Annotated in this window: 20 protein-coding genes and 1 pseudogene; 12 read left to right on the forward strand and 9 right to left on the reverse strand. The window is 63.7% G+C overall.

From position 1 onward, the window contains the following. Positions 1-105 precede the first annotated feature (105 nt). The 4 genes from hemW to rph form a co-directional block, all read right to left on the reverse strand. Positions 106-1269 carry a radical SAM family heme chaperone HemW gene (gene hemW / locus AC0L17_RS00530; protein ID WP_473514363.1) on the reverse strand — a complete coding sequence of 388 codons (1164 nt, stop codon included), beginning with the start codon at positions 1267-1269 and terminating at the stop codon, positions 106-108. Continuing rightward, positions 1266-1928 (reverse strand): RdgB/HAM1 family non-canonical purine NTP pyrophosphatase, encoded by a 663-nt coding sequence (gene rdgB, locus AC0L17_RS00535; RefSeq protein ID WP_473514364.1) that lies wholly within the window; start codon positions 1926-1928, stop codon positions 1266-1268. The genes hemW and rdgB overlap by 4 nt, the downstream gene beginning before the upstream one ends. Beyond that, positions 1928-2338, reverse strand: coding sequence for a VOC family protein (locus tag AC0L17_RS00540; RefSeq protein WP_473514365.1), 411 nt, complete (start codon positions 2336-2338; stop codon positions 1928-1930). The genes rdgB and AC0L17_RS00540 overlap by 1 nt, the downstream gene beginning before the upstream one ends. A gap of 199 nt (positions 2339-2537) precedes the next feature. Further along, on the reverse strand, positions 2538-3254 hold the full coding sequence (gene rph, locus AC0L17_RS00545; protein ID WP_023803674.1) for a ribonuclease PH: 717 nt from the start codon (positions 3252-3254) through the stop codon (positions 2538-2540). Between the two features lie 135 nt (positions 3255-3389). Here rph and hrcA point away from each other — a divergent pair, with 135 nt between their 5' ends. The 3 genes from hrcA (at position 3390) to cysK (ending at position 6072) form a co-directional block, all read left to right on the forward strand. Continuing rightward, entirely contained in the window at positions 3390-4505 is a 1116-nt protein-coding gene (hrcA, locus tag AC0L17_RS00550) for a heat-inducible transcriptional repressor HrcA (RefSeq protein WP_027155899.1), read from the forward strand. 82 nt (positions 4506-4587) lie between these two features. Continuing rightward, a complete protein-coding gene (locus tag AC0L17_RS00555; protein WP_023803672.1) occupies positions 4588-4785 on the forward strand; it encodes a hypothetical protein in 198 nt (65 codons plus the stop codon). Between the two features lie 306 nt (positions 4786-5091). After that, positions 5092-6072: a cysteine synthase A gene (cysK, locus tag AC0L17_RS00560; RefSeq protein WP_473514366.1), complete on the forward strand. Its 981-nt coding sequence runs from the start codon at positions 5092-5094 to the stop codon at positions 6070-6072. A 264-nt stretch (positions 6073-6336) separates the two neighbouring features. Here the strand turns inward: cysK and AC0L17_RS00565 are convergent, their stop codons facing one another. Both AC0L17_RS00565 and AC0L17_RS00570 read right to left on the reverse strand, forming a co-directional pair. Beyond that, entirely contained in the window at positions 6337-7587 is a 1251-nt protein-coding gene (locus tag AC0L17_RS00565) for an RNA polymerase sigma factor (protein WP_473514367.1), read from the reverse strand. Then, positions 7587-7940 carry a YciI family protein gene (locus AC0L17_RS00570; protein WP_027155901.1) on the reverse strand — a complete coding sequence of 118 codons (354 nt, stop codon included), beginning with the start codon at positions 7938-7940 and terminating at the stop codon, positions 7587-7589. Before AC0L17_RS00570 ends, AC0L17_RS00565 begins: the two co-directional genes overlap by 1 nt. A gap of 242 nt (positions 7941-8182) precedes the next feature. On the opposite strand from AC0L17_RS00570, the gene AC0L17_RS00575 reads away from it, so the two are divergent. The 3 genes from AC0L17_RS00575 (at position 8183) to AC0L17_RS00585 (ending at position 11767) form a co-directional block, all read left to right on the forward strand. After that, on the forward strand, positions 8183-9142 hold the full coding sequence (locus AC0L17_RS00575) for a TAXI family TRAP transporter solute-binding subunit (protein WP_473514368.1): 960 nt from the start codon (positions 8183-8185) through the stop codon (positions 9140-9142). A gap of 163 nt (positions 9143-9305) precedes the next feature. Next, the gene (locus AC0L17_RS00580) at positions 9306-11408 is read left to right on the forward strand and encodes a TRAP transporter permease (protein ID WP_473514369.1); all 2103 of its coding nucleotides are present in this window, start codon (positions 9306-9308) and stop codon (positions 11406-11408) included. Continuing rightward, the gene (locus AC0L17_RS00585; RefSeq protein ID WP_031255764.1) at positions 11405-11767 is read left to right on the forward strand and encodes a DUF1850 domain-containing protein; all 363 of its coding nucleotides are present in this window, start codon (positions 11405-11407) and stop codon (positions 11765-11767) included. Before AC0L17_RS00580 ends, AC0L17_RS00585 begins: the two co-directional genes overlap by 4 nt. Positions 11768-11882: 115 nt before the next feature. On the opposite strand, the gene AC0L17_RS00590 is transcribed toward AC0L17_RS00585, so the two are convergent. Beyond that, a complete protein-coding gene (locus AC0L17_RS00590) occupies positions 11883-12878 on the reverse strand; it encodes a nucleoside recognition domain-containing protein (protein WP_473514370.1) in 996 nt (331 codons plus the stop codon). Positions 12879-12997: 119 nt separating this feature from the next. Here AC0L17_RS00590 and AC0L17_RS00595 point away from each other — a divergent pair, with 119 nt between their 5' ends. After that, positions 12998-13450 (forward strand): Lrp/AsnC family transcriptional regulator, encoded by a 453-nt coding sequence (locus AC0L17_RS00595; protein WP_287237775.1) that lies wholly within the window; start codon positions 12998-13000, stop codon positions 13448-13450. 279 nt (positions 13451-13729) lie between these two features. Here AC0L17_RS00595 and AC0L17_RS00600 read toward each other — a convergent pair whose 3' ends face one another. Beyond that, positions 13730-13876 carry a hypothetical protein gene (locus tag AC0L17_RS00600; protein ID WP_023801394.1) on the reverse strand — a complete coding sequence of 49 codons (147 nt, stop codon included), beginning with the start codon at positions 13874-13876 and terminating at the stop codon, positions 13730-13732. 420 nt (positions 13877-14296) lie between these two features. Between AC0L17_RS00600 and AC0L17_RS00605 the strand changes: the two genes are divergently transcribed. Then, positions 14297-14803, forward strand: coding sequence for a YciE/YciF ferroxidase family protein (locus AC0L17_RS00605; RefSeq protein ID WP_027154740.1), 507 nt, complete (start codon positions 14297-14299; stop codon positions 14801-14803). Between the two features lie 43 nt (positions 14804-14846). Then, positions 14847-15906: pseudogene (gene ligD, locus AC0L17_RS00610) on the forward strand (DNA ligase D); the annotation flags it as partial. A 3-nt stretch (positions 15907-15909) separates the two neighbouring features. Here ligD and AC0L17_RS00615 read toward each other — a convergent pair. Beyond that, on the reverse strand, positions 15910-16584 hold the full coding sequence (locus tag AC0L17_RS00615) for an ArsR/SmtB family transcription factor (protein ID WP_287328602.1): 675 nt from the start codon (positions 16582-16584) through the stop codon (positions 15910-15912). A 68-nt stretch (positions 16585-16652) separates the two neighbouring features. On the opposite strand from AC0L17_RS00615, the gene AC0L17_RS00620 reads away from it, so the two are divergent. From AC0L17_RS00620 to AC0L17_RS00630, 3 genes are all read left to right on the forward strand, one after another. Further along, a complete protein-coding gene (locus AC0L17_RS00620) occupies positions 16653-16880 on the forward strand; it encodes a DUF1127 domain-containing protein (protein ID WP_023801397.1) in 228 nt (75 codons plus the stop codon). 97 nt (positions 16881-16977) lie between these two features. Further along, positions 16978-17310, forward strand: a complete 333-nt coding sequence (locus tag AC0L17_RS00625; protein ID WP_023801398.1) for an NIPSNAP family protein — start codon at positions 16978-16980, stop codon at positions 17308-17310. Next, positions 17307-17651 carry an antibiotic biosynthesis monooxygenase family protein gene (locus tag AC0L17_RS00630; RefSeq protein WP_236370892.1) on the forward strand — a complete coding sequence of 115 codons (345 nt, stop codon included), beginning with the start codon at positions 17307-17309 and terminating at the stop codon, positions 17649-17651. The genes AC0L17_RS00625 and AC0L17_RS00630 overlap by 4 nt, the downstream gene beginning before the upstream one ends. Position 17652: the final 1 nt, after the last annotated feature.

Here is a 17652-nt window from a genome sequence, read left to right on the forward strand (position 1 = left end):
CTGCGGATGGCAGTGGGACGGCCATTCGGCCAAGCAAGCCGAATTTCCAGCATCCTTGCGTGAGCCGACAAATTGTCTGGGATAGGCCAGCTCCTGGCCCAAGCTTTACCGCGCCAGATCCGCCACCACAGCGTCCAGCACGATCATGCCGGCCGGCGTGGCGCGCAGGCGGGAATTGCCGATCGGCGCCACCAGCCCCTCGCCCTGCAGCATCGACAGCCGCGCCGTCGACAGGCCGCGGCCGGAAAACGCTTCGTAGCGGGAGAGGTCGATGCCCTCGGCCAGCCTCAGCCCCATCAACAGGAACTCGTCGGCCTCTTCCGAGCGCGTCAGGATCTCGCCGCCGGTGACGCCATGGCCCTTGGCCTCGACCAGATTGGCCCAGGTTTCCGGCATCCTTTCGGCGATCGTCACCACGCGACGGCCGTTTTCGACGAAGCGGCCATGCGCGCCGGGACCGACGCCGACATATTCGCCATAGCGCCAATAGGTGAGATTGTGCCGGCTTTCGGCGCCTGATCTGGCGTGGTTCGAAATCTCGTAGGCCGGCAGCCCATGCGCGGCGGTGATCTCCTGCGTCAGCGCATAGAGATCGGCGGCATGGTCATTGTCGGGAATAGCGAATTTCCTGGCCGCATGCAGCGCGTGGAACGGCGTGCCTTCCTCGATGGTCAGCTGGTAGAGCGACAAATGGTCGGCGGCATGGCCGATCGCCTGCTCGAGCTCCGCCTGCCACGCTTCCGCTGTCTGGCCGGGCCGTGCGTAGATCAGATCGAACGACAGCCGCGGGAAAATCTCACGCGCCAGGCCAATCGCGTGCAGCGCTTCATCGACATTGTGCAGCCGGCCGAGAAAGCGCAGATCCTTGTCGTTCAGCGCCTGCACGCCGAGCGACACCCGATTGACGCCTGCCGCCCGGTAGCCGCGAAAGCGCTCGGCCTCGACCGAAGACGGGTTGGCTTCCAGCGTCACCTCGATGCCGGCAGGCACCGTCCAGTTCTTCGCCACCGCGTCCAGCACCGTCGCCACGGTTTGCGGCTTCATCAGTGATGGCGTGCCGCCGCCGAGAAAAATGCTGGTCACCTCGCGCGGTCCGGTACGGTTGCGCATTGTCGCAAGCTCGGTCTCGAAGGCGCGCGCAAAACGCTCCTGGTCGACCGGCTGGTGGCGGACATGGCTGTTGAAGTCGCAATAGGGGCACTTGGCCGCGCAGAACGGCCAGTGCGCGTAGACGCCGAAACCGGGGCTGCGGTCGAGCAACATGGTCATTTCACCGCCGATCGCGCCAAATCCAGTCTGGCCTGCGCGAATTTCTGGAAGGCGCGAGCCCGATGCGACAATGCCGTCGGCTGGCCGGGCTTCCAGCCATGTTTCTCCTCTGCGGTCATCTCGCCAAAAGTCTTTTGGAAACCGTCCGGCACGAACACCGGGTCGTAGCCGAAGCCGAGTTCGCCGCGCGGCGGCCATACCAGCGTGCCCTCGACTTCGCCACGGAAATATTCGGCCGCGCCGTCGGGAAAGGCCAGGCAGATGACGGCGACGAAGCGGCCCTTGCGCTGCGCTGGATCAACCGCGCCGATTTCCTGCAACGCCACTTCGGCTCGCTGCATCGCCATGCCGAAGTCGCGGCTCCCGTCGGGCGCCTCGGCCCAGTTGGCGGTGTAGACGCCGGGCGCTCCGTCCAGCGCATCGACACACAGGCCGGAATCGTCCGACAATGCCGGCAGGCCTGTCGCCTTGGCGGCGGCAAAGGCCTTGATATAGGCGTTCTCCTCGAAGGTGGTGCCGGTCTCGTCCGGCTCGGGCAGGCCATATTCCTTGGCCGATTTCGCTTCTATGCCGAACGGCGCCATCAGATCGGCGAATTCGCGCAATTTGCCGGCATTGTGGCTGGCGACAACGATCTCATGTCCATCAAGCGAATGCATCAGATGCCCCAGATTCTTGGTTCGGCGAATTCGATCGAATTGCCGGAGGGGTCGCGAATATAGATCGAGCGGCCACCCTGCGGCCATTCGAACTCGCTTTCGATGGCGATTTTCTTGCGCTCAAGATGCGCTCTCCAGCGCACGATCTCGTCCGCGCTCGCCGCAAAGCAGAGATGGCCGTCGCCGACCGTGCCGTGCGGCGGCACTTTCAGCCTGGCATCGGGCGCCGGCGGCACCTTGGTCGCCTCGGCGTTGAAGATGAGCAGCACGCCGTCCCCGCAACGGAAAAAAAGATGCCTGCCTTCGACCTTGCCCAGCAGATCGAGCCCGAGCACATCGGTGTAGAATTTTTCCGCGGCATCGAGGTCGGTCACGTATAGCGCTGATTCGAGGATGGCAGAGGGTGTCACGAGGCACCCCCCTCTGGCCTGCCCTCTTTGCCAAAACTTGGCATCTCCCCCTCAAGGGGGGAGATTGGCAGCTTCAGCGCTTCCGCACATCCCACGCCGCCGACAGTTGGCGAAAGCCGATTGGATACCCGATCTCCCCCCTTGAGGGGGAGATGGCCGGCAGGCCAGAGGGGGGCGGACAAGCTCGGCATTTTCAGGACTACGCCACGGCCATCTGCTGCAGGCTGACCAGTCGCGCAATACCTTTCTTGGCCAATTCCATCAGCGCCGCAAATTGCTCTTCCGAGAAAGGCTCGCCCTCGGCCGTGCCTTGTATCTCGACAATGCCGCCCTTGCCGGTCATGACGAAATTGGCGTCGGTGCCGGCCGATGAATCCTCGAGATAGTCGAGGTCGATGACCGGCTGGCCGTCGTGGATGCCGCAGGAGATAGCCGCGACATGGTCCTTCAGCACCTTGGCGACGCTGGCCATCTGCCGGGCTTCCATCCAGCGCAGGCAGTCGTAAAGCGCCACCCAGCCGCCGGTGATCGAGGCGGTGCGCGTGCCGCCATCGGCCTGGATCACGTCGCAGTCGACGGTGATCTGCTGCTCGCCCAGCGCCTGCAGATCGACCACAGCGCGCAGCGAACGGCCGATCAGCCTCTGGATTTCCAGCGTGCGGCCGCCTTGCTTGCCAGCCGAAGCCTCGCGGCGCATGCGCTCGCCGGTCGAGCGCGGCAGCATGCCGTATTCCGCCGTCACCCAGCCCTTGCCGGAATTGCGCATCCAGCCCGGCACCTTTTCCTCGAGGCTGGCGGTGCAAAGCACGTGGGTGTCGCCGAACTTCACCAGGCACGAGCCTTCCGCGTGCTTGGAGACGCCGCGCTCAAAGGAGATGGCGCGCATTTCGTCGAACTGGCGTTTGGAAGGGCGCATTCAGGCTTCTTTCTTGTCGTTTTAGGAGTCGTGGCCGGCTTGTAGCCGCACGCGACGAGAGGCGCAAAGGAAAATGGACCAGTTGCGCGGGCGCGGCCGATGTCTATATCCTTGGGCCGGAGGTAATTGGCTCGAATGACCAAGGCAGTCGATCCCGGTTCCCAGTCGGCGGCAGCGCTCCAATCCCCCGCGCTTCAATCGCCCGCCCTTCAATCGCTCGACATGCGCTCGCGCGACATCTTTCGGCGCATTGTCGATTCCTATCTGAAGGACGGCGAGCCGGTCGGCTCGCGCAGCCTGTCGCGTATCCTGCCGTCTTCGCTGTCGCCGGCCACCATCCGCAATGTGATGAGCGATCTCGAGCATCTCGGCCTGATCTACGCGCCGCATATCTCAGCCGGCCGATTGCCGACCCAGGCCGGCCTGCGCTTCTTCGTCGATGCCTTCATGGAGCTTGGTGATCTCTCCGACGAGGAGCGCCGCACGATCGAGGCGCAGGTACGCGCCTCCGGCTCTGGTGCGACGCTGGAGCACATGCTCACCGAGGCGAGCCAGATGCTGTCGGGCATGTCGCGCGGCGCCGGCCTCGTGCTTGCCGCCAAGAACGAGGTGGCGCTCAAACATATCGAATTCATCCAGCTCGAGCCGAACAAGGCGCTGGCCGTGCTGGTGTCGCAGAACGGCGACGTCGAAAACCGCGTCGTCGACCTGCCCGCCGGCATCACCGTCTCGCAACTGCACGAAGCCTCGAATTTCCTCAACGCCCATATCCGCGGTCGCACGCTGGCCGAGGCGCGGGTCGAGATCGCCCGCATCAAGGAAGAAACCAGGGCCGCCCTCGACACGCTGTCGCAGGATTTGGTCGAGAAGGGCCTTGCGGTCTGGGCAGGCGCCGAGAGCGGCTTGCCGGCGCGTCTCATCGTGCGCGGTCGCGCCAACCTGCTGGAAAATGTCACCGCCCAGGCCGACATCGAGCTGCTGCGGCATTTGTTCGAGGATCTGGAGACGCAGGACGGGCTGATCCAGCTTCTCGACCTCGCCGAGGAAGGCTCCGGCGTGCGCATCTTCATCGGCTCGGAGAACAAGCTGTTTTCGCTGTCGGGCTCGTCGCTGGTCGTGGCGCCCTATCGCGACAAGGACGCCCGCGTCATCGGCGCGCTCGGCGTTATCGGCCCGACCCGGCTGAACTACGCACGCATCGTGCCGATGGTCGACTATACCGCGCAGCTTATTTCCCGCATGCTGCGATAATGCATGTCGCCCAAAAAACCGAAGCGCGTCGCACGGGATCCTTCCAACGCGACACGCTTAAGGGAACCTCAAGGAGAAAAAAATGGCGCTGGAATCATTCAAGGCTCAGATCAGCCTGTTGCTCGAGCAGATGATCAACCAGCCCGAGGATCAGCATGAAGTGCAGGAGCAGTTGCGCGAAAAGCTGGGGGAGATGCGCGCCATGGGCCTGCCGCTGCCGGCCGATCTCGTCGCGCTGGAAAAGCGCCTCGACGACGATTTCTACGCCGCCGGGAACTGAGCCCGAAAGGTGCAAGGACGGCTAGCCGACCGGCGAGCATGAGGATCTCGTGACCGGCTTCGTCGTCTCCGGCGACGCGATCTGGGGCCGACCGGCAAGTGTTGCGGTGCCCGGAGGACGGCGGCGGTTGCATCTGGCGCGTCACCTGCGGGCGAGGATGTATTCAGCATGCGACCCCGTCGGATATTTTCAAACGGCAGACTAGCTTGCGCGGCCGAAGGCTTTATCCTGCCTGGTCGAGACTTAGTTGCCTGACTCACTTGATTGCCTGACCCTTGCCCATCTGACCTCTTGGGAGCGAAACCAATGAACAAGCCCGCCACCACCGTGCCTGTGCCCGGCCGCGGCCGCATCTACAATTCGATCACCGAGACGATCGGCGACACGCCGCTGGTGCGGCTCGACAAGTTCGCCGGGGAAAAGGGCGTCGTCGCCAATCTGCTGGCCAAGCTCGAATTCTTCAACCCGATCGGCTCGGTCAAGGATCGCATCGGCGTCTCGATGATCGAGGCGCTGGAGGCATCGGGCAGGATCGCGCCCGGCAGGACCACGCTGATCGAGCCAACCTCGGGCAACACCGGCATTGCGCTCGCCTTCGCCGCCGCCGCCAAGGGCTACAAGCTGATCCTGACCATGCCGGAAACCATGTCGGTCGAACGTCGCAAGATGCTGGCGCTGCTCGGCGCCGAACTGGTGCTGACCGAAGGGCCGAAAGGTATGAAAGGCGCCATCGCCAAGGCCGACGAGTTGGCCGCTACACTGCCCGACGCCATCATTCCGCAGCAGTTCGAAAATCCCGCCAATCCGGAAATTCACCGCCGCACCACAGCCGACGAAATCTGGAACGACACTCGTGGCGAAGTCGACATCTTCGTCGCCGGCATCGGCACCGGCGGCACCATCACCGGCGTCGGCCAGGTGCTGAAGCAGCGCAAGCCCTCCGTGCATGTCGTCGCCGTCGAGCCGGAAGCCTCGCCGGTGCTGTCGGGCGGCCAGCCCGGCCCGCACAAGATCCAGGGCATCGGCGCCGGCTTCGCGCCGAAGATCCTCGACACGACCATCTATGACGAGATCGTCAAGGTCTCCAACGAGGATTCGGTCGCCAATGCGCGGCTCGTCGCCCGTCTCGAAGGCGTGCCGGTCGGCATCTCGTCGGGCGCTGCCCTGCAGGCGGCGATCGTCGTCGGCTCGCGGCCGGAGAACGAGGGCAAGAACCTGGTGGTCGTTATTCCATCCTTCGCCGAGCGCTATCTGTCGACGATCCTGTTCGAAGGGCTGGGAGCTTAGGGCATATTTGTGCCGGCCTGCGGTTGCGGTTTCCTGCGCTTCCGTAGCGCCCGCCAATTGTCGAAGCCGGCGCCGCCCCTCACCTGCCTGACGGCGTCCTCCCCCTTAAACGGGGCGAGGGGGCGCTCTCATTGACGGTTCGCCAATCGCCAGCGTTGCAGAAAAAAGTGCCGACACCGCGACCAAGGCAATGAGGGGCGGCGCCAGCGCTCGGCCTTAGATCCCAAACATCGGATCATGTCTGACCCCGGCCTTTCCCGGACCTCATTCTTCGGCTGCGAGCCCAGCCCGTCGTGCCTGCAGGAACCGGCGCACGGCCGGGTCGCGTTCGAGGCCGATCGCCCGGTCATAGGCCTCAGTAGCCTCCCGAGTTTTGCCGAGTCTGGCCAGAAGGCCCGCGCGGGCGGCCCAATAAGGCTGATAATCATGCAGCCGCTTGTCTCCACCAAGCTCATCAAGTGCACTCAATCCCGCCGCGGCGCCGTCGGCCTCGGCAATGGCCACCGCGCGGTTGATCGAGACCACCGGCGAGGCGGCAATCACCGACAGCGCGTCGTAGAGATGTCTGATCGCGATCCAGTCGGTCCGCCCGGTCAGCCGCCTGGTCGTATGGGCGGATTGCACGGCCGCCTCGAGCTGGTAGCGGCCGACGACGCCCTTGGTCGCGGCGCGCCTGAGTAGTGTCTCAGCTTCGTCGATCAAGGCGCCGTCCCACAACGCAAGCTCCTGCTCAGCCAGTGGCACATAGTCCCCGGCGGAGTTGCGCCGCGCCGCACGCCGCGCTTCGGCAAACAGCATCAGCGCCAGCAGACCGAGCGCTTCCGGCTCGTCCGGCATCAGCGACGCCACCAGCCGGCCGAGCCAGATGCCTTCGGTCGCGAGATTGCGGCGCCGGGTTTCGGTGCCGGCCGGGTCGGACCAGCCTTCGGCGAACGCAGCGTAGATCGCTTCCAGCGCCGCATCCAGCCGCTCGCCAAGCTCCGCCCGCTCCGGCACGCGGAACGGAATGCCGGTCTCGCGGATGCGGCTTTTGGCGCGCACCAGGCGCTGGCCCATCGTTGCCGGCGACACTAGGAAGGCCGAGGCGATCGTCGCTGCGTCCAAGCCCAGAATGGCCTGCAGGATCAGCGGCGCGCGCACGCCAGCCTCGATCGCCGGATGGGCACAGGCAAACATCAGCCGCAGCCGCTCATCGGGCAGGTCTTCATCGACCATGCGGGCCTCCATCTCCTCGGCGATCAGCCTGAGATGGTCGCGGCTCGCCTCGCTGGTCAGCCGCCGCCGGATCGCGTCGACGCGGCGTCTGCACGCCACCGCCAGCAGCCAGGCTTCCGGCTTCTGCGGCACGCCGGTTTGCGGCCAGCGCTCCAACGCCGCCGCAAAGGCGTCGGCCAGCGCGTCCTCGGCGCCGGCCACGTCGCGCGTGCGGGCGGCGAGGAAGGCGATGAGCTTGCCGTAGCTTTGCCGGGCGGCCGCTTCCGCCGCCGCCCGGGCGACCTCAAGGTCATTCGTCATCACATGGTTTGTTCCCAGATCGGCCGCACCTCGACTGTGCCGGTGCTGGCAGCTGGGCATCGCGCCGCCCAGGCAATAGCCGCGTCGGCGTCCTCCGCCTCGATCATGTAGAAACCGGCGAGCTGCTCCTTGGTATCGGCATAGGGACCGTCGAGCACATTGGTCTTGCCGTTGGCCATCCGCACCGAGGTCGCGGCTTGGGTCGGCTTCAGCCGGTCACCGGCCAACCAGGAGCCGGACTTCTTCAACGCCTCGGTATAGGCGCCATAGGCTGCGCTGATCTCGTAGGTCTTCTCCGTCGGCGCGGCCGCCATCGCGGCTTCGTTCACGTAGATCAAAAGCATGTATCGCATGGTCTTCTCCATTTTCGAAGGCCGCATCGTTGCAAGCCGAACGTATGTCGCGCGGCCACGCGCGATTTCGACAGGCTCTGCGAAAATCTTTCGGCTCCGATCGCACATCGCGCAAGCGGCCATGCGTTGCGGTATCACCCAGCCGTTCGTCTAATGGATATTATTGCGGGTTGGCATTTCCCGCCCGCTGTCTAAACTCGCCTCGGGTCGCGCGGTGGCAGATATTTCAGGGAGGAGATCACATGCACAATTTCAGGACGAAATTTATTGCTGCCGGCGCGCTGGCGCTGTCGCTGGGCCTTGGCGCGGTGCCGGCCAAGGCGCAGGAATTCATCAACGTGCTGACCGGCGGCACCTCGGGCGTCTATTATCCGCTCGGCGTCGCACTGTCGGAAATCTACGGCAAGGGCATTGAGGGCGCCCGCACCCAGGTGCAGGCGACGAAGGCCTCGGTCGAGAACCTCAACCTGTTGCAGCAGGGCAAGGGCGAGATCGCCTTCGCGCTCGGCGATGCCGTCAAACTGGCCGCCGAGGGCAACACCGAGGCCGGTTTCCCGGGCAAGCTCGACAAGCTGCGCGGCGTCGCCGCCATCTATCCCAACTATATCCAGATCGTTGCCAACAGGGAATCCGGCATCAAGACGCTTGCCGACCTCAAGGGCAAGAGCCTGTCGGTCGGCGCGCCGGCCTCCGGCACCGAGCTCAACGCCCGCGCCATCTTCGCCGCCGCCGGGCTGAAATACGAGGATCTCGGACGGGTCGAGTATCTGCCCTTCGCCGAATCGGTCGAGCTGATCAAGAACCGCCAGCTCGACGCCACGCTGCAATCGGCCGGCCTTGGCGTCGCCTCGATCCGCGACCTCGCCACGTCGGTGCCGATCAACGTCGTCGCCGTACCGGCGCAGGACGTCGCCAAGATCGGCTCGCCCTATCTTTCGGTGACCATTCCCAAGGGCACCTATGAAGGCCAGACCGAGGACGTCGCGACCGCCGCCGTCGGCAATTTCCTCATCACCCACGCCGACGTCTCCGACGAGACCGGCTATCAGATGACCAAGCTGCTGTTCGAAAATCTCGACCAGCTCACTGCTGCCCACGCGGCCGCCAAGGCGATCGACATGGCCAAGGCGCTCGACGGCATGCCGGTGCCGCTGCATCCCGGTGCCGAGCGATATTACAAGGAAAAGGGATTGGTGAAATAAGGCCGCTCCCTCCCCCTTGGGGGGAGGGTGCCGTGCGAAGCGAGGCGGGTGGGGTCGGTTCAGGCCGCGCACTGCCGCAACGACCCCACCCGTCCATCCGCCTTCGGCGGCTGTCCACCCTCCCCTCAAGGCGGAGGGATTGCGCCCCGCCAGGAACCCGCCAATGACCGACGCCCATCCCGAAACGCCGACCGTTCTTTCCCCCACCGCCGAAGCCCCGCTCGAAGGGCTGCCGCCGGGTTTCGGCGACGGCATCGCCGGCAAGGCCGCCTTTCTCGTCGCCATCGCCTTCTCCGTCTTCCAGATCTACATCGCCGCCTATGGCAGCCTGCCGAGCCAGGTGGTGCGCGCCATGCATGTCGGCTTCTTGCTGCTGCTCGGCTTTGGCTTGATCGCCAATCTGCGCGCCACAAGCACACCGGCGAAAGCAGCGTTCTGGACGCTCGGCGTGCTCGGCTTCGCCACCGGCCTCTACAATTGGGTGTTCTATGCCGATCTCATCCGGCGCTCCGGCTTCCTCACCACGCCGGACCTGATCGTCGGCACGGTGCTGGTCGTGCTGGTTTTCGAGGCTGCGCGGCGGCTGATGGGGCTGCCGCTTGCCCTGATCGCCTTGATCTTTCTCGCTTACGCTTTCTTCGGCAATCACCTGCCGCCGCCCTTCATCCATCGCGGCTATGATTTCGCACAGCTCATCGACACCTTCGCCTTTGGCACCGAAGGCATATACGGCACTCCGGTTTACGTCTCGGCCGCCTATATCTTCATCTTCGTCGTCTTCGCCGCCTTTCTCGAACGCGCCGGCATGATCGCACTGTTCAACGATTTCGCGCTTGGCCTGGTCGGCACATGGCGCGGCGGACCGGCCCAGGTCTGCGTTCTGTCCTCGGCGCTGATGGGCACCATTTCCGGCTCCGGCGTCGCCAATGTGGTGGCCAGCGGCCAGTTCACCATTCCGCTGATGAAGCGCTTCGGCTTCCGTTCGGCTTTCGCCGGCGCGGTCGAGGCGACCTCGTCGATGGGCGGCCAGATCATGCCGCCGGTGATGGGCGCGGTCGCCTTCATCATGGCCGAGACGCTGAACATCCCCTATGCCGAGGTGGTCAAGGCAGCGATCATCCCGGCGCTGCTCTATTTCGGTGCCTGCTTCTGGCAGGTCTACCTGGAAGCCGGCCAGGCCGGCCTGCAGGGCATGGCCAAGGCGGACCTGCCCAATCCGTGGCACGCGGTGAGAAGACATTGGCCGCTGGTGCTGCCGCTGGCCGCGCTCATTTATCTGCTGTTTGCCGGCTATACGCCGATCTTCGCCGGCACCATGGGGCTGGCGCTGACCATCGTGCTCATCCTCGGCACGCCGCTGGCGGCTTTGATCGGGCCGCTTGCCTTCCGCATCGTCTTTTGGCTGGCGCTGGGGCTTGCCGCCGCCTCCTTCATGAGGTTCGGCGTCAACATCCTCAGTTTTGTCATCGCCGGGCTCGTCATCGCATGCGTCACCTTCAGGGGCGGACGCGAGACGCTGCAGATATGCATAGATTCGCTGGCCGAGGGCGCAAAGAACGCGTTGCCGGTCGGCATCGCCTGCGCCATCGTCGGCGTCGTCATCGGCACCTTGACGCTCACCGGCATCGCCTCCACCTTCATCGGCTGGATCATCTCCATCGGCGAGAACAATCTGTTCCTGTCTCTGGTGCTGACCATGCTCACCTGCCTGGTGCTCGGAATGGGCATACCGACGATCCCCAACTACATCATCACCTCGTCGCTGGCCGGGCCGGCACTGCTGTCACTCGGCGTGCCGCTGGTGGTCAGCCATATGTTCGTCTTCTATTTCGGCATCATGGCCGACCTCACTCCGCCGGTGGCGCTGGCCGCCTTCGCCGCCGCGCCGATGGCCAAGGAGAGCGGCCTCAAGATCGGCATCCAGGCCACCAAGCTTGCCGTCGCCGGCTTCGTCGTGCCGTTCATGGCGGTCTACACCCCGGCGCTGATGCTGCAGGACCCCGGTCCGATCGCCGCCCAGTTCGGTTATCCCGTCGAGGTCGCCTATATCGTCGCCAAGGCCTGCATGGGCATTGCCCTGTGGGGCGCAGCCGCCGTCGGGTTCCTGGCCCGGCGCATGGCCTGGTGGGAACGTCTCGTCGCCTTCGCCGCCGGCGTGCTGCTGGTTGCCGCACTGCCTGTCACCGACGAAGCCGGGTGGGCACTCTCTGTCGCCTGGATCGGCTGGCACTGCTGGCGGGCGCGGCAGGCCACCGGCACCGCATGAGCCTCTGTATCCTCGCAGCCGGCAAGACGGTGACGCTCACTGTCGCCGCCTTCACGCTCGCCTGGACGCATTCGGTGGAAAAGACGCATTGGCAGGAGGACTGGAAGGTGACGCCTTCCGGCTTGGAGATCGCCGAGGCACGGATCAAGGGCTCGGGCGCCGGCATGGAACCGCCGGAAGGCTCGGTGCTGCGGGACGGTTGGTGGGTCTATAAACCCAAGATGGCGCCGCAGCGGCGCCTTGTGCTCGCGGCTTCCGGCGCGACCGGTGAAGGCTGGACGCTGTGCACGGTTCAGGGCTGCCGCGAACTGGGCAAGGCGGCAGGCGACACGACGGTGCTGGAGCTGTGCGAAGGTTAGTACCAGCCGCGGTAGCGGACGGTCGGCAAGCGGGTGCGGGACCTCGTCCTCCAGGGCGTTGTCGGATGTCGAGTTCCGGGCACAGCCACATAAGCGGACCAAAGACGCTCCATCGTTAGCCGCCAAAACCGGATTCCGACTGAGCGAGCCGACTTTCTTCCTTGCGGAACAATGCTTTGAAAAACAGAATGTCGGAAGCCGAACTGATAGCCCGGGCGATCAACGCGGTTGCGAGCACGGCAAAGATCAGGCGAACAAAAAACACACTGGTGAAGTCTGCACCCAGAGCGATGACAACCAGTGTGTCCTCTATGAGACTGTGGGCAAAGCCCATGAACACGCAAGCGAGGAAGATCTGGCGCGGCTCTACGCTGGTCGTGCGCGCCTCGCGGATCAGCAGTCCCGCGCCATAGGAAATTCCAAGAAGCAGACCGACCGCGGTGAACGGCACCGCTTGTGACTGGATGCCGGCAAGGCGAAAGAGCGGCGCAAGCCCCTTGTTCAGCCAACCCAGGATGCCCGACATCTTGAGGAGCTCGATCAGCCAGCTTAGTGCGAGGAGAATGACGAGCATGGTTGCCAGGGTTTTGAGCATGCCTGGAAAAAAACTGCTCCAGTCAGCGCCCTCGTCCATTGGTATCCACGCCGGCTTCAGCGGCTCGGATAGCCATCCGGTTGCTGCGAATATCTGGTGCAGGAGCATGGCAAGGATCAATCCGCCGCCAATGCGAAGTGCTGCAGTGACCACGAAGCTTGGCCCAACCTTCTGAATGATGCGTTGTTCAATCGGAATGGCATGCGCAAATAGCAAAAGGGTTGAAAGAACGGTCATGTCGGCAGTGCTCAACGTCGAAACCGGGGCCAGAGTGAACACGGTCACCACCGCGCCCCAAATTCCCACCAGCAGTCCCGTTAGCCAGGCAAGAGCGAGCTCGGGCGGCAGTCCAACCAGCGTCATGAGAGGCGCGAAGAACGGAGAGATCGCCCGGATGACACCAAGATCCTGCAGGGTCTGTGTGGCTATCGTGACCGGAACGATAATGCGAACCAATTCCCAATAGATTTCAAGCGTTTCCAGCGTCTTTCGATAGAGGACGGCCTGCACTGCCATGGCGATTGTCTCCGTGATTGACGCCAAATGACTACCGTGAGACGGTTCGCATTTGTGGTCAAAATTTGCGGACTTGTGCAATAAAATTGCAGACCGGTAGACGACGACGGAGGACCGCAATGGACCGGATCGACAGGAAGCTTCTCAAGCTTTTGCAAGAAGACGCTTCGCGAACCAATGCCGACCTGGCGGCGGAGGTCGGGCTTTCACCCTCCAGCTGCTTGCGCCGCATACGGCGGCTCAAGTCAGTCGGTGTCATCGACCGCGTTGTCGCGCTTCTTGATCCGGCCAAGGCCGGCAGGGGGATGAAGGCTATCGTCACGGTCGAACTGGAGCGCCACGGCGAGCAGCACATGCGCCGCTTCCTCGAGCTTGCCGCCATGGAACCAGTGGTGGTCCAGGCCTACAGCGTGAGCGGCTCGACCGACGCTGTCCTTATGCTGCGTCTGATGGATATGGACGAGTTCGACACATTGTGCGAGCGGCTGTTCCGAGATCGGACGAATGTGGCGCGGTATTACACCATGTTTGTGATTCGAACCGCCAAGGAGACGACCGCAATCCCGCTCTAGCTTTTCGGAGGCAACTTGGCGGAAGGGATCTTGCAGCTACTGGGCGGTCACGCGAGTCCCGGCTGCCTGGTGTCAAACGGCACTTAGCTTGCCGGCGGCGAGATATAAGCCCCAGAATCTCGAAGCCCCAGAATCTCAAAATTCTGGAAACTCAGGCCCTTGGCGTTGTCGCACACCGCCTGTCGGCGAGCCCGGGACGCTCCGTGCGATAGGTGGTCGCACGATGATCGGCGACCGGCCTGCAGATCCGGCTGTCGTGACGGCTTTCCATGGTCGTCATCAGTGCGCGCTGATGCCGAGCGTATGGCCGCGGCGTGCGCATGCGGGGCCTGGGCCGCGCATGTAATAGCGCTCCGGCCGGTAGGTCGGCGCGACGAATTCGCGGATGGCGGCAGCGTAGCCGATGAGGTGCGTCAAGAAGTTCATTTTCCCTGTCCCTGTCCCGATTTCGGATGTCCCTTCCGAATTGCGTGGGATCGTAGCGTCGAGGCGTGAATACTCGGTGAACACGATGTTAATCTTTGGTCAAAAAGGCCTTGGTTCGTGGCTGGAATGCGGCTGATTCGGGGTCTTTCCATGCAGTTCGTCGGCATTCCGGCTAGTGTGACTTTTGCATCACATATGTTTCGTTTGGATGTCGCTCCGACGCGCTTGTGTTTCAACTTTGGCCGGTGCCGCGAAATTTCCGTGCTTGCGCAAATTTCCCTGATTACGCGGGAAAGCCAGGAACCCGTCCGATAGAAGCACGTTGACGCTGAGAGCCGGGACCAACCCCGGCCCAGCGGCTTCCGAGCGGAACCGCCGCCGGAACCCCCAACACAGCAAGAACAATGGAAAGGCAAAGCCATGGGTTTCTTTTCGAAAGACATCAAAACGCTGGACGACCTCTTCGTCCACACGCTGCGCGACATCTATTACGCCGAGAAACAGATCGAGAAGTCGCTGCCGAAGATGATCGACAAGGCGACCGACCCGCAGCTGAAAGCCGGCCTTGAAAAGCATCTCGGCCAGACCAAAGGTCATATCGAGCGCGTCGAGAAGGTGTTCGAACTGCATGGCGTGAAGGCCAAGACGGTCAACTGTCCGGCCATCGACGGCATTCTCGAGGAAGCCGATGAAGTCAGCGGCGACATCGACGACAAGGACGTTCTCGACGCCGCGCTGATCGCATCCGCTCAGGCGGTCGAGCACTACGAGATAACCCGCTACGGCACGTTGATCGCCTGGGCCAAGCAGCTTGGCCGCACCGACTGCGCCAATGTCCTGGCCAACAACATCAAGGAAGAGCAGGCGACCGACCGCAAGCTCACCGAGATTGCGGAAGCCAAGGTCAACCTTCAGGCCGCCGAGTAGAAGCTCGATCGAGGCAACGCCGGACAACCGGCTTTGCCTCACTTTCCGTAGCTGGACGTCGACCGTACAATGGGCCACGCTCGTTCCAGGGATTGCGCGAGGACAAACCGGCGGAGGAAGTCGTGCAGGAAAAGCCGAAAGCACCCGCTGGCAGGGCCGACAGCAAGGCAAAGCCTGCCGATACCAAGGCAAAGCCTGTTGGGGGCAAGGGCGAGATATCCGCCGCTGTCAAATCCACGGGGGCGGCAGACACCGTCATAAAACTTTCTCATCCGGACAAGCTTCTGTGGCCGCAGGAGAAGGTATCGAAACAGGGCCTGCTCGATCACTACGCTTTGGTCTGGCCGCGCATGCACCAATTCGTCGTCAATCGGCCGCTCAGCCTGGTGCGCGCGCCGGACGGGGTCGACGGCCAACGCTTTTTTCAGAAGCATGCCTCCGCGGGCATGCACGAAAAAATCGCCAGGATGAAGGATCCGACTGACGGCGAGGAGATATTGTTCATCCGTGATTTCGACGGTGTCGCTGCCTTGGTCCAACTCGGCGTGGTCGAGATCCATATCTGGGGCTGCACCATCGACGAACTGGACAAGCCGGACCAGATCATCTTCGATCTCGATCCCGACGAAGAAGTCGACGTGAAAGCGGTGCGCGCGGCGGCGCTCGAAATTCACGGCCGGCTCGATGCGCTGTCGTTGCCGAATTTCGTCAAGACCTCGGGCGGCAAGGGCTACCATGTCGTGGTGCCGCTGAAACCGTCGGCGGACTGGGACGAGGCGAAGGACTTCGCCCATGATTTCGCCCGCGCCCTCGAGCAGGCCGCCCCTGATCGGTATACGGCGACGCTGTCGAAGAAGGCGCGCACCGGCAAGATCTTCGTCGACTATCTGCGCAACGGCCGCGGCTCGACCACGGTGGCGCCCTATTCGTCGCGCGCCAAGAAGGGCGCCACGGTATCGATGCCGGCGACCTGGGCGGAAATTGAAGCCGGATTAGCGCCGAACGCCTTTCCGATCGGTGACAAGACGACGCTGAAACATTTGGCGAAAGCCGATCCCTGGGTGGATTTTTTCAAGCAGGGCAAGCCGCTCAAGCGCGGCTGACAATCAAGCGAGAAACACCCTCTCGAAGGACTGTTTGCCCATGGGCGAAAAGATCACCGCGCGGCTGTCTTTCTCGCGCCGCGCCCATTTTTCCAAAAGGATCTTGTCGAGGATGGCAGCGCCCAGCGTGCCGGCCAGATGCGAGCGCCGCACGCTCCAGTCGAGGCAAGCCCGGCACACCGGTCGTCGTGCCTTGCTCTCGACATCGATGCCGATCGCGGCGAAATGCGAGGCGGCCGACGGCCCGAGCCGGATCTCCTTGTCGTCGCGCAGGAGCACTTGCCGAGCGACAAGACGGTCGAGCATCGCCACGGCTTGCTCGCCGGCGAGGTGGTCGTAGCAGACCCGCGCCACGCGCATCGCCGCATCACGCGGACCCGGCCGCACCCGCTGCGGTCCGACCGCAGCGGCCACGCCGGTGATCGCCTCAATCATGCCAGCCACCTGCGGCCCGGCCAGCCCGTAGTAGCGGTGCCGCCCCTGGCTTGCCAGCGTCAGCAGCCCGCCCTCCATCAGTTTCGACAGATGTGAACTGGCGGTCGGCAGCGACACGCCGGCCTCGAGCGCCAGTTCGCTCGCTGTCAGCGCCGTGCCACCCATCAGTGCGGTCAGCATGTTTGCCCGCGCCGGATCGCCGACCAGGCTGGCGATGCGGGCTATATCTGGTCCTTCACGCATAGTTCGCCCTTCATCGAAGCATGGGCGTCAGATAACCACTATCCTGCGCCGAGATCAAGGAGATGACGATGACCGCAAGAACCGCTTCCCACACCGTGCCTGTCAGCCGCTTCGGCCGGCGGCCGTCTCCGTTCATGATCTTGCGCCGGGCGCATCTGCGGCTGCTGGCGCGGTGGTATGACCGCCATCTGCAACGCCTCGACCTCGCCGAGATTGACGAGCATCTTTTGCGCGATCTTGGCCTGACGCCACAAGACGTTCGCCGCGAATGCGCGAAATCCTTCTGGCAAGCGTGATCAGCATGGAAAACAGCCTGGCACATAGAACTACAGAACGTTTCGACACCGCTCGAACTGTCGCCGCAACAAAACAGATTCAGCAAGGAGACAAAAGATGACCATCACCTGCTTCATCCGCTACGAGATCGACCCGTTCGGCAAGGCGGCGTTCGAGGAGTATGCCCGCAACTGGGGCCAGGCGATCCCGCGCTGCGGCGCCGATCTGATCGGCTATTTCGCGCCGCATGAGGGCTCGGCCACGACAGCCTATGCCGCCTATAACATCGACAGCCTGGCGGCTTACGAAGCCTACCGTATCAGGCTCGCCGCCGACCCGGCCGGCAAGGCCAATTACGAGTTCGCCCGGCGTGAAAAATTCATCCTGAAAGAGCATCGGACTTTTTTGAAACTCGCATCCGGGCCGCACGCCTCTCTGGTGAAACTGTGATCGCCGTCATCTTCGAGGTCGAGCCGGCAGCGGGCAAGCGCGACGCCTATCTCGGCCTCGCCGCCGACCTGCGCCCGCTACTCGACGGCATCGACGGTTTTCTGTCGATCGAGCGCTTTCAGAGCCTTGTCGACCCGAGCCGCATCCTGTCGCTGTCGTTCTGGCGTGACGAGGAAGCGGTGAAAGCCTGGCGCAACACAGAGGAACATAGGCAGGCGCAGAAGGCCGGCCGCGGCGGCATCTTTGCCGACTACCGTCTGCGCATCGCCCACGTCGTGCGCGACTATGGCCTGACCGAACGGGCCGAGGCGCCTGAGGACAGCCGGGCGGCGAACGGGTGAG

The organism is Mesorhizobium sp. WSM4829 (assembly GCF_055811475.1).

Excerpts from the sequence above, each read along its gene's own strand:
- hemW (WP_473514363.1), bottom strand. The coding sequence starts at position 1,269 with ATGACCATGTTGCTCGACCGCAGCCCCGGTTTCGGCGTCTACGCGCAC.
- rdgB (WP_473514364.1), bottom strand. The coding sequence starts at position 1,928 with ATGCATTCGCTTGATGGACATGAGATCGTTGTCGCCAGCCACAATGCC.
- rph (WP_023803674.1), bottom strand. The coding sequence starts at position 3,254 with ATGCGCCCTTCCAAACGCCAGTTCGACGAAATGCGCGCCATCTCCTTT.
- hrcA (WP_027155899.1), top strand. The coding sequence starts at position 3,390 with ATGACCAAGGCAGTCGATCCCGGTTCCCAGTCGGCGGCAGCGCTCCAA.
- AC0L17_RS00555 (WP_023803672.1), top strand. The coding sequence starts at position 4,588 with ATGGCGCTGGAATCATTCAAGGCTCAGATCAGCCTGTTGCTCGAGCAG.
- cysK (WP_473514366.1), top strand. The coding sequence starts at position 5,092 with ATGAACAAGCCCGCCACCACCGTGCCTGTGCCCGGCCGCGGCCGCATC.
- AC0L17_RS00565 (WP_473514367.1), bottom strand. The coding sequence starts at position 7,587 with ATGACGAATGACCTTGAGGTCGCCCGGGCGGCGGCGGAAGCGGCCGCC.
- AC0L17_RS00570 (WP_027155901.1), bottom strand. The coding sequence starts at position 7,940 with ATGCGATACATGCTTTTGATCTACGTGAACGAAGCCGCGATGGCGGCC.
- AC0L17_RS00575 (WP_473514368.1), top strand. The coding sequence starts at position 8,183 with ATGCACAATTTCAGGACGAAATTTATTGCTGCCGGCGCGCTGGCGCTG.
- AC0L17_RS00580 (WP_473514369.1), top strand. The coding sequence starts at position 9,306 with ATGACCGACGCCCATCCCGAAACGCCGACCGTTCTTTCCCCCACCGCC.
- AC0L17_RS00585 (WP_031255764.1), top strand. The coding sequence starts at position 11,405 with ATGAGCCTCTGTATCCTCGCAGCCGGCAAGACGGTGACGCTCACTGTC.
- AC0L17_RS00590 (WP_473514370.1), bottom strand. The coding sequence starts at position 12,878 with ATGGCAGTGCAGGCCGTCCTCTATCGAAAGACGCTGGAAACGCTTGAA.
- AC0L17_RS00595 (WP_287237775.1), top strand. The coding sequence starts at position 12,998 with ATGGACCGGATCGACAGGAAGCTTCTCAAGCTTTTGCAAGAAGACGCT.
- AC0L17_RS00600 (WP_023801394.1), bottom strand. The coding sequence starts at position 13,876 with ATGAACTTCTTGACGCACCTCATCGGCTACGCTGCCGCCATCCGCGAA.
- AC0L17_RS00605 (WP_027154740.1), top strand. The coding sequence starts at position 14,297 with ATGGGTTTCTTTTCGAAAGACATCAAAACGCTGGACGACCTCTTCGTC.
- AC0L17_RS00615 (WP_287328602.1), bottom strand. The coding sequence starts at position 16,584 with ATGCGTGAAGGACCAGATATAGCCCGCATCGCCAGCCTGGTCGGCGAT.
- AC0L17_RS00620 (WP_023801397.1), top strand. The coding sequence starts at position 16,653 with ATGACCGCAAGAACCGCTTCCCACACCGTGCCTGTCAGCCGCTTCGGC.
- AC0L17_RS00625 (WP_023801398.1), top strand. The coding sequence starts at position 16,978 with ATGACCATCACCTGCTTCATCCGCTACGAGATCGACCCGTTCGGCAAG.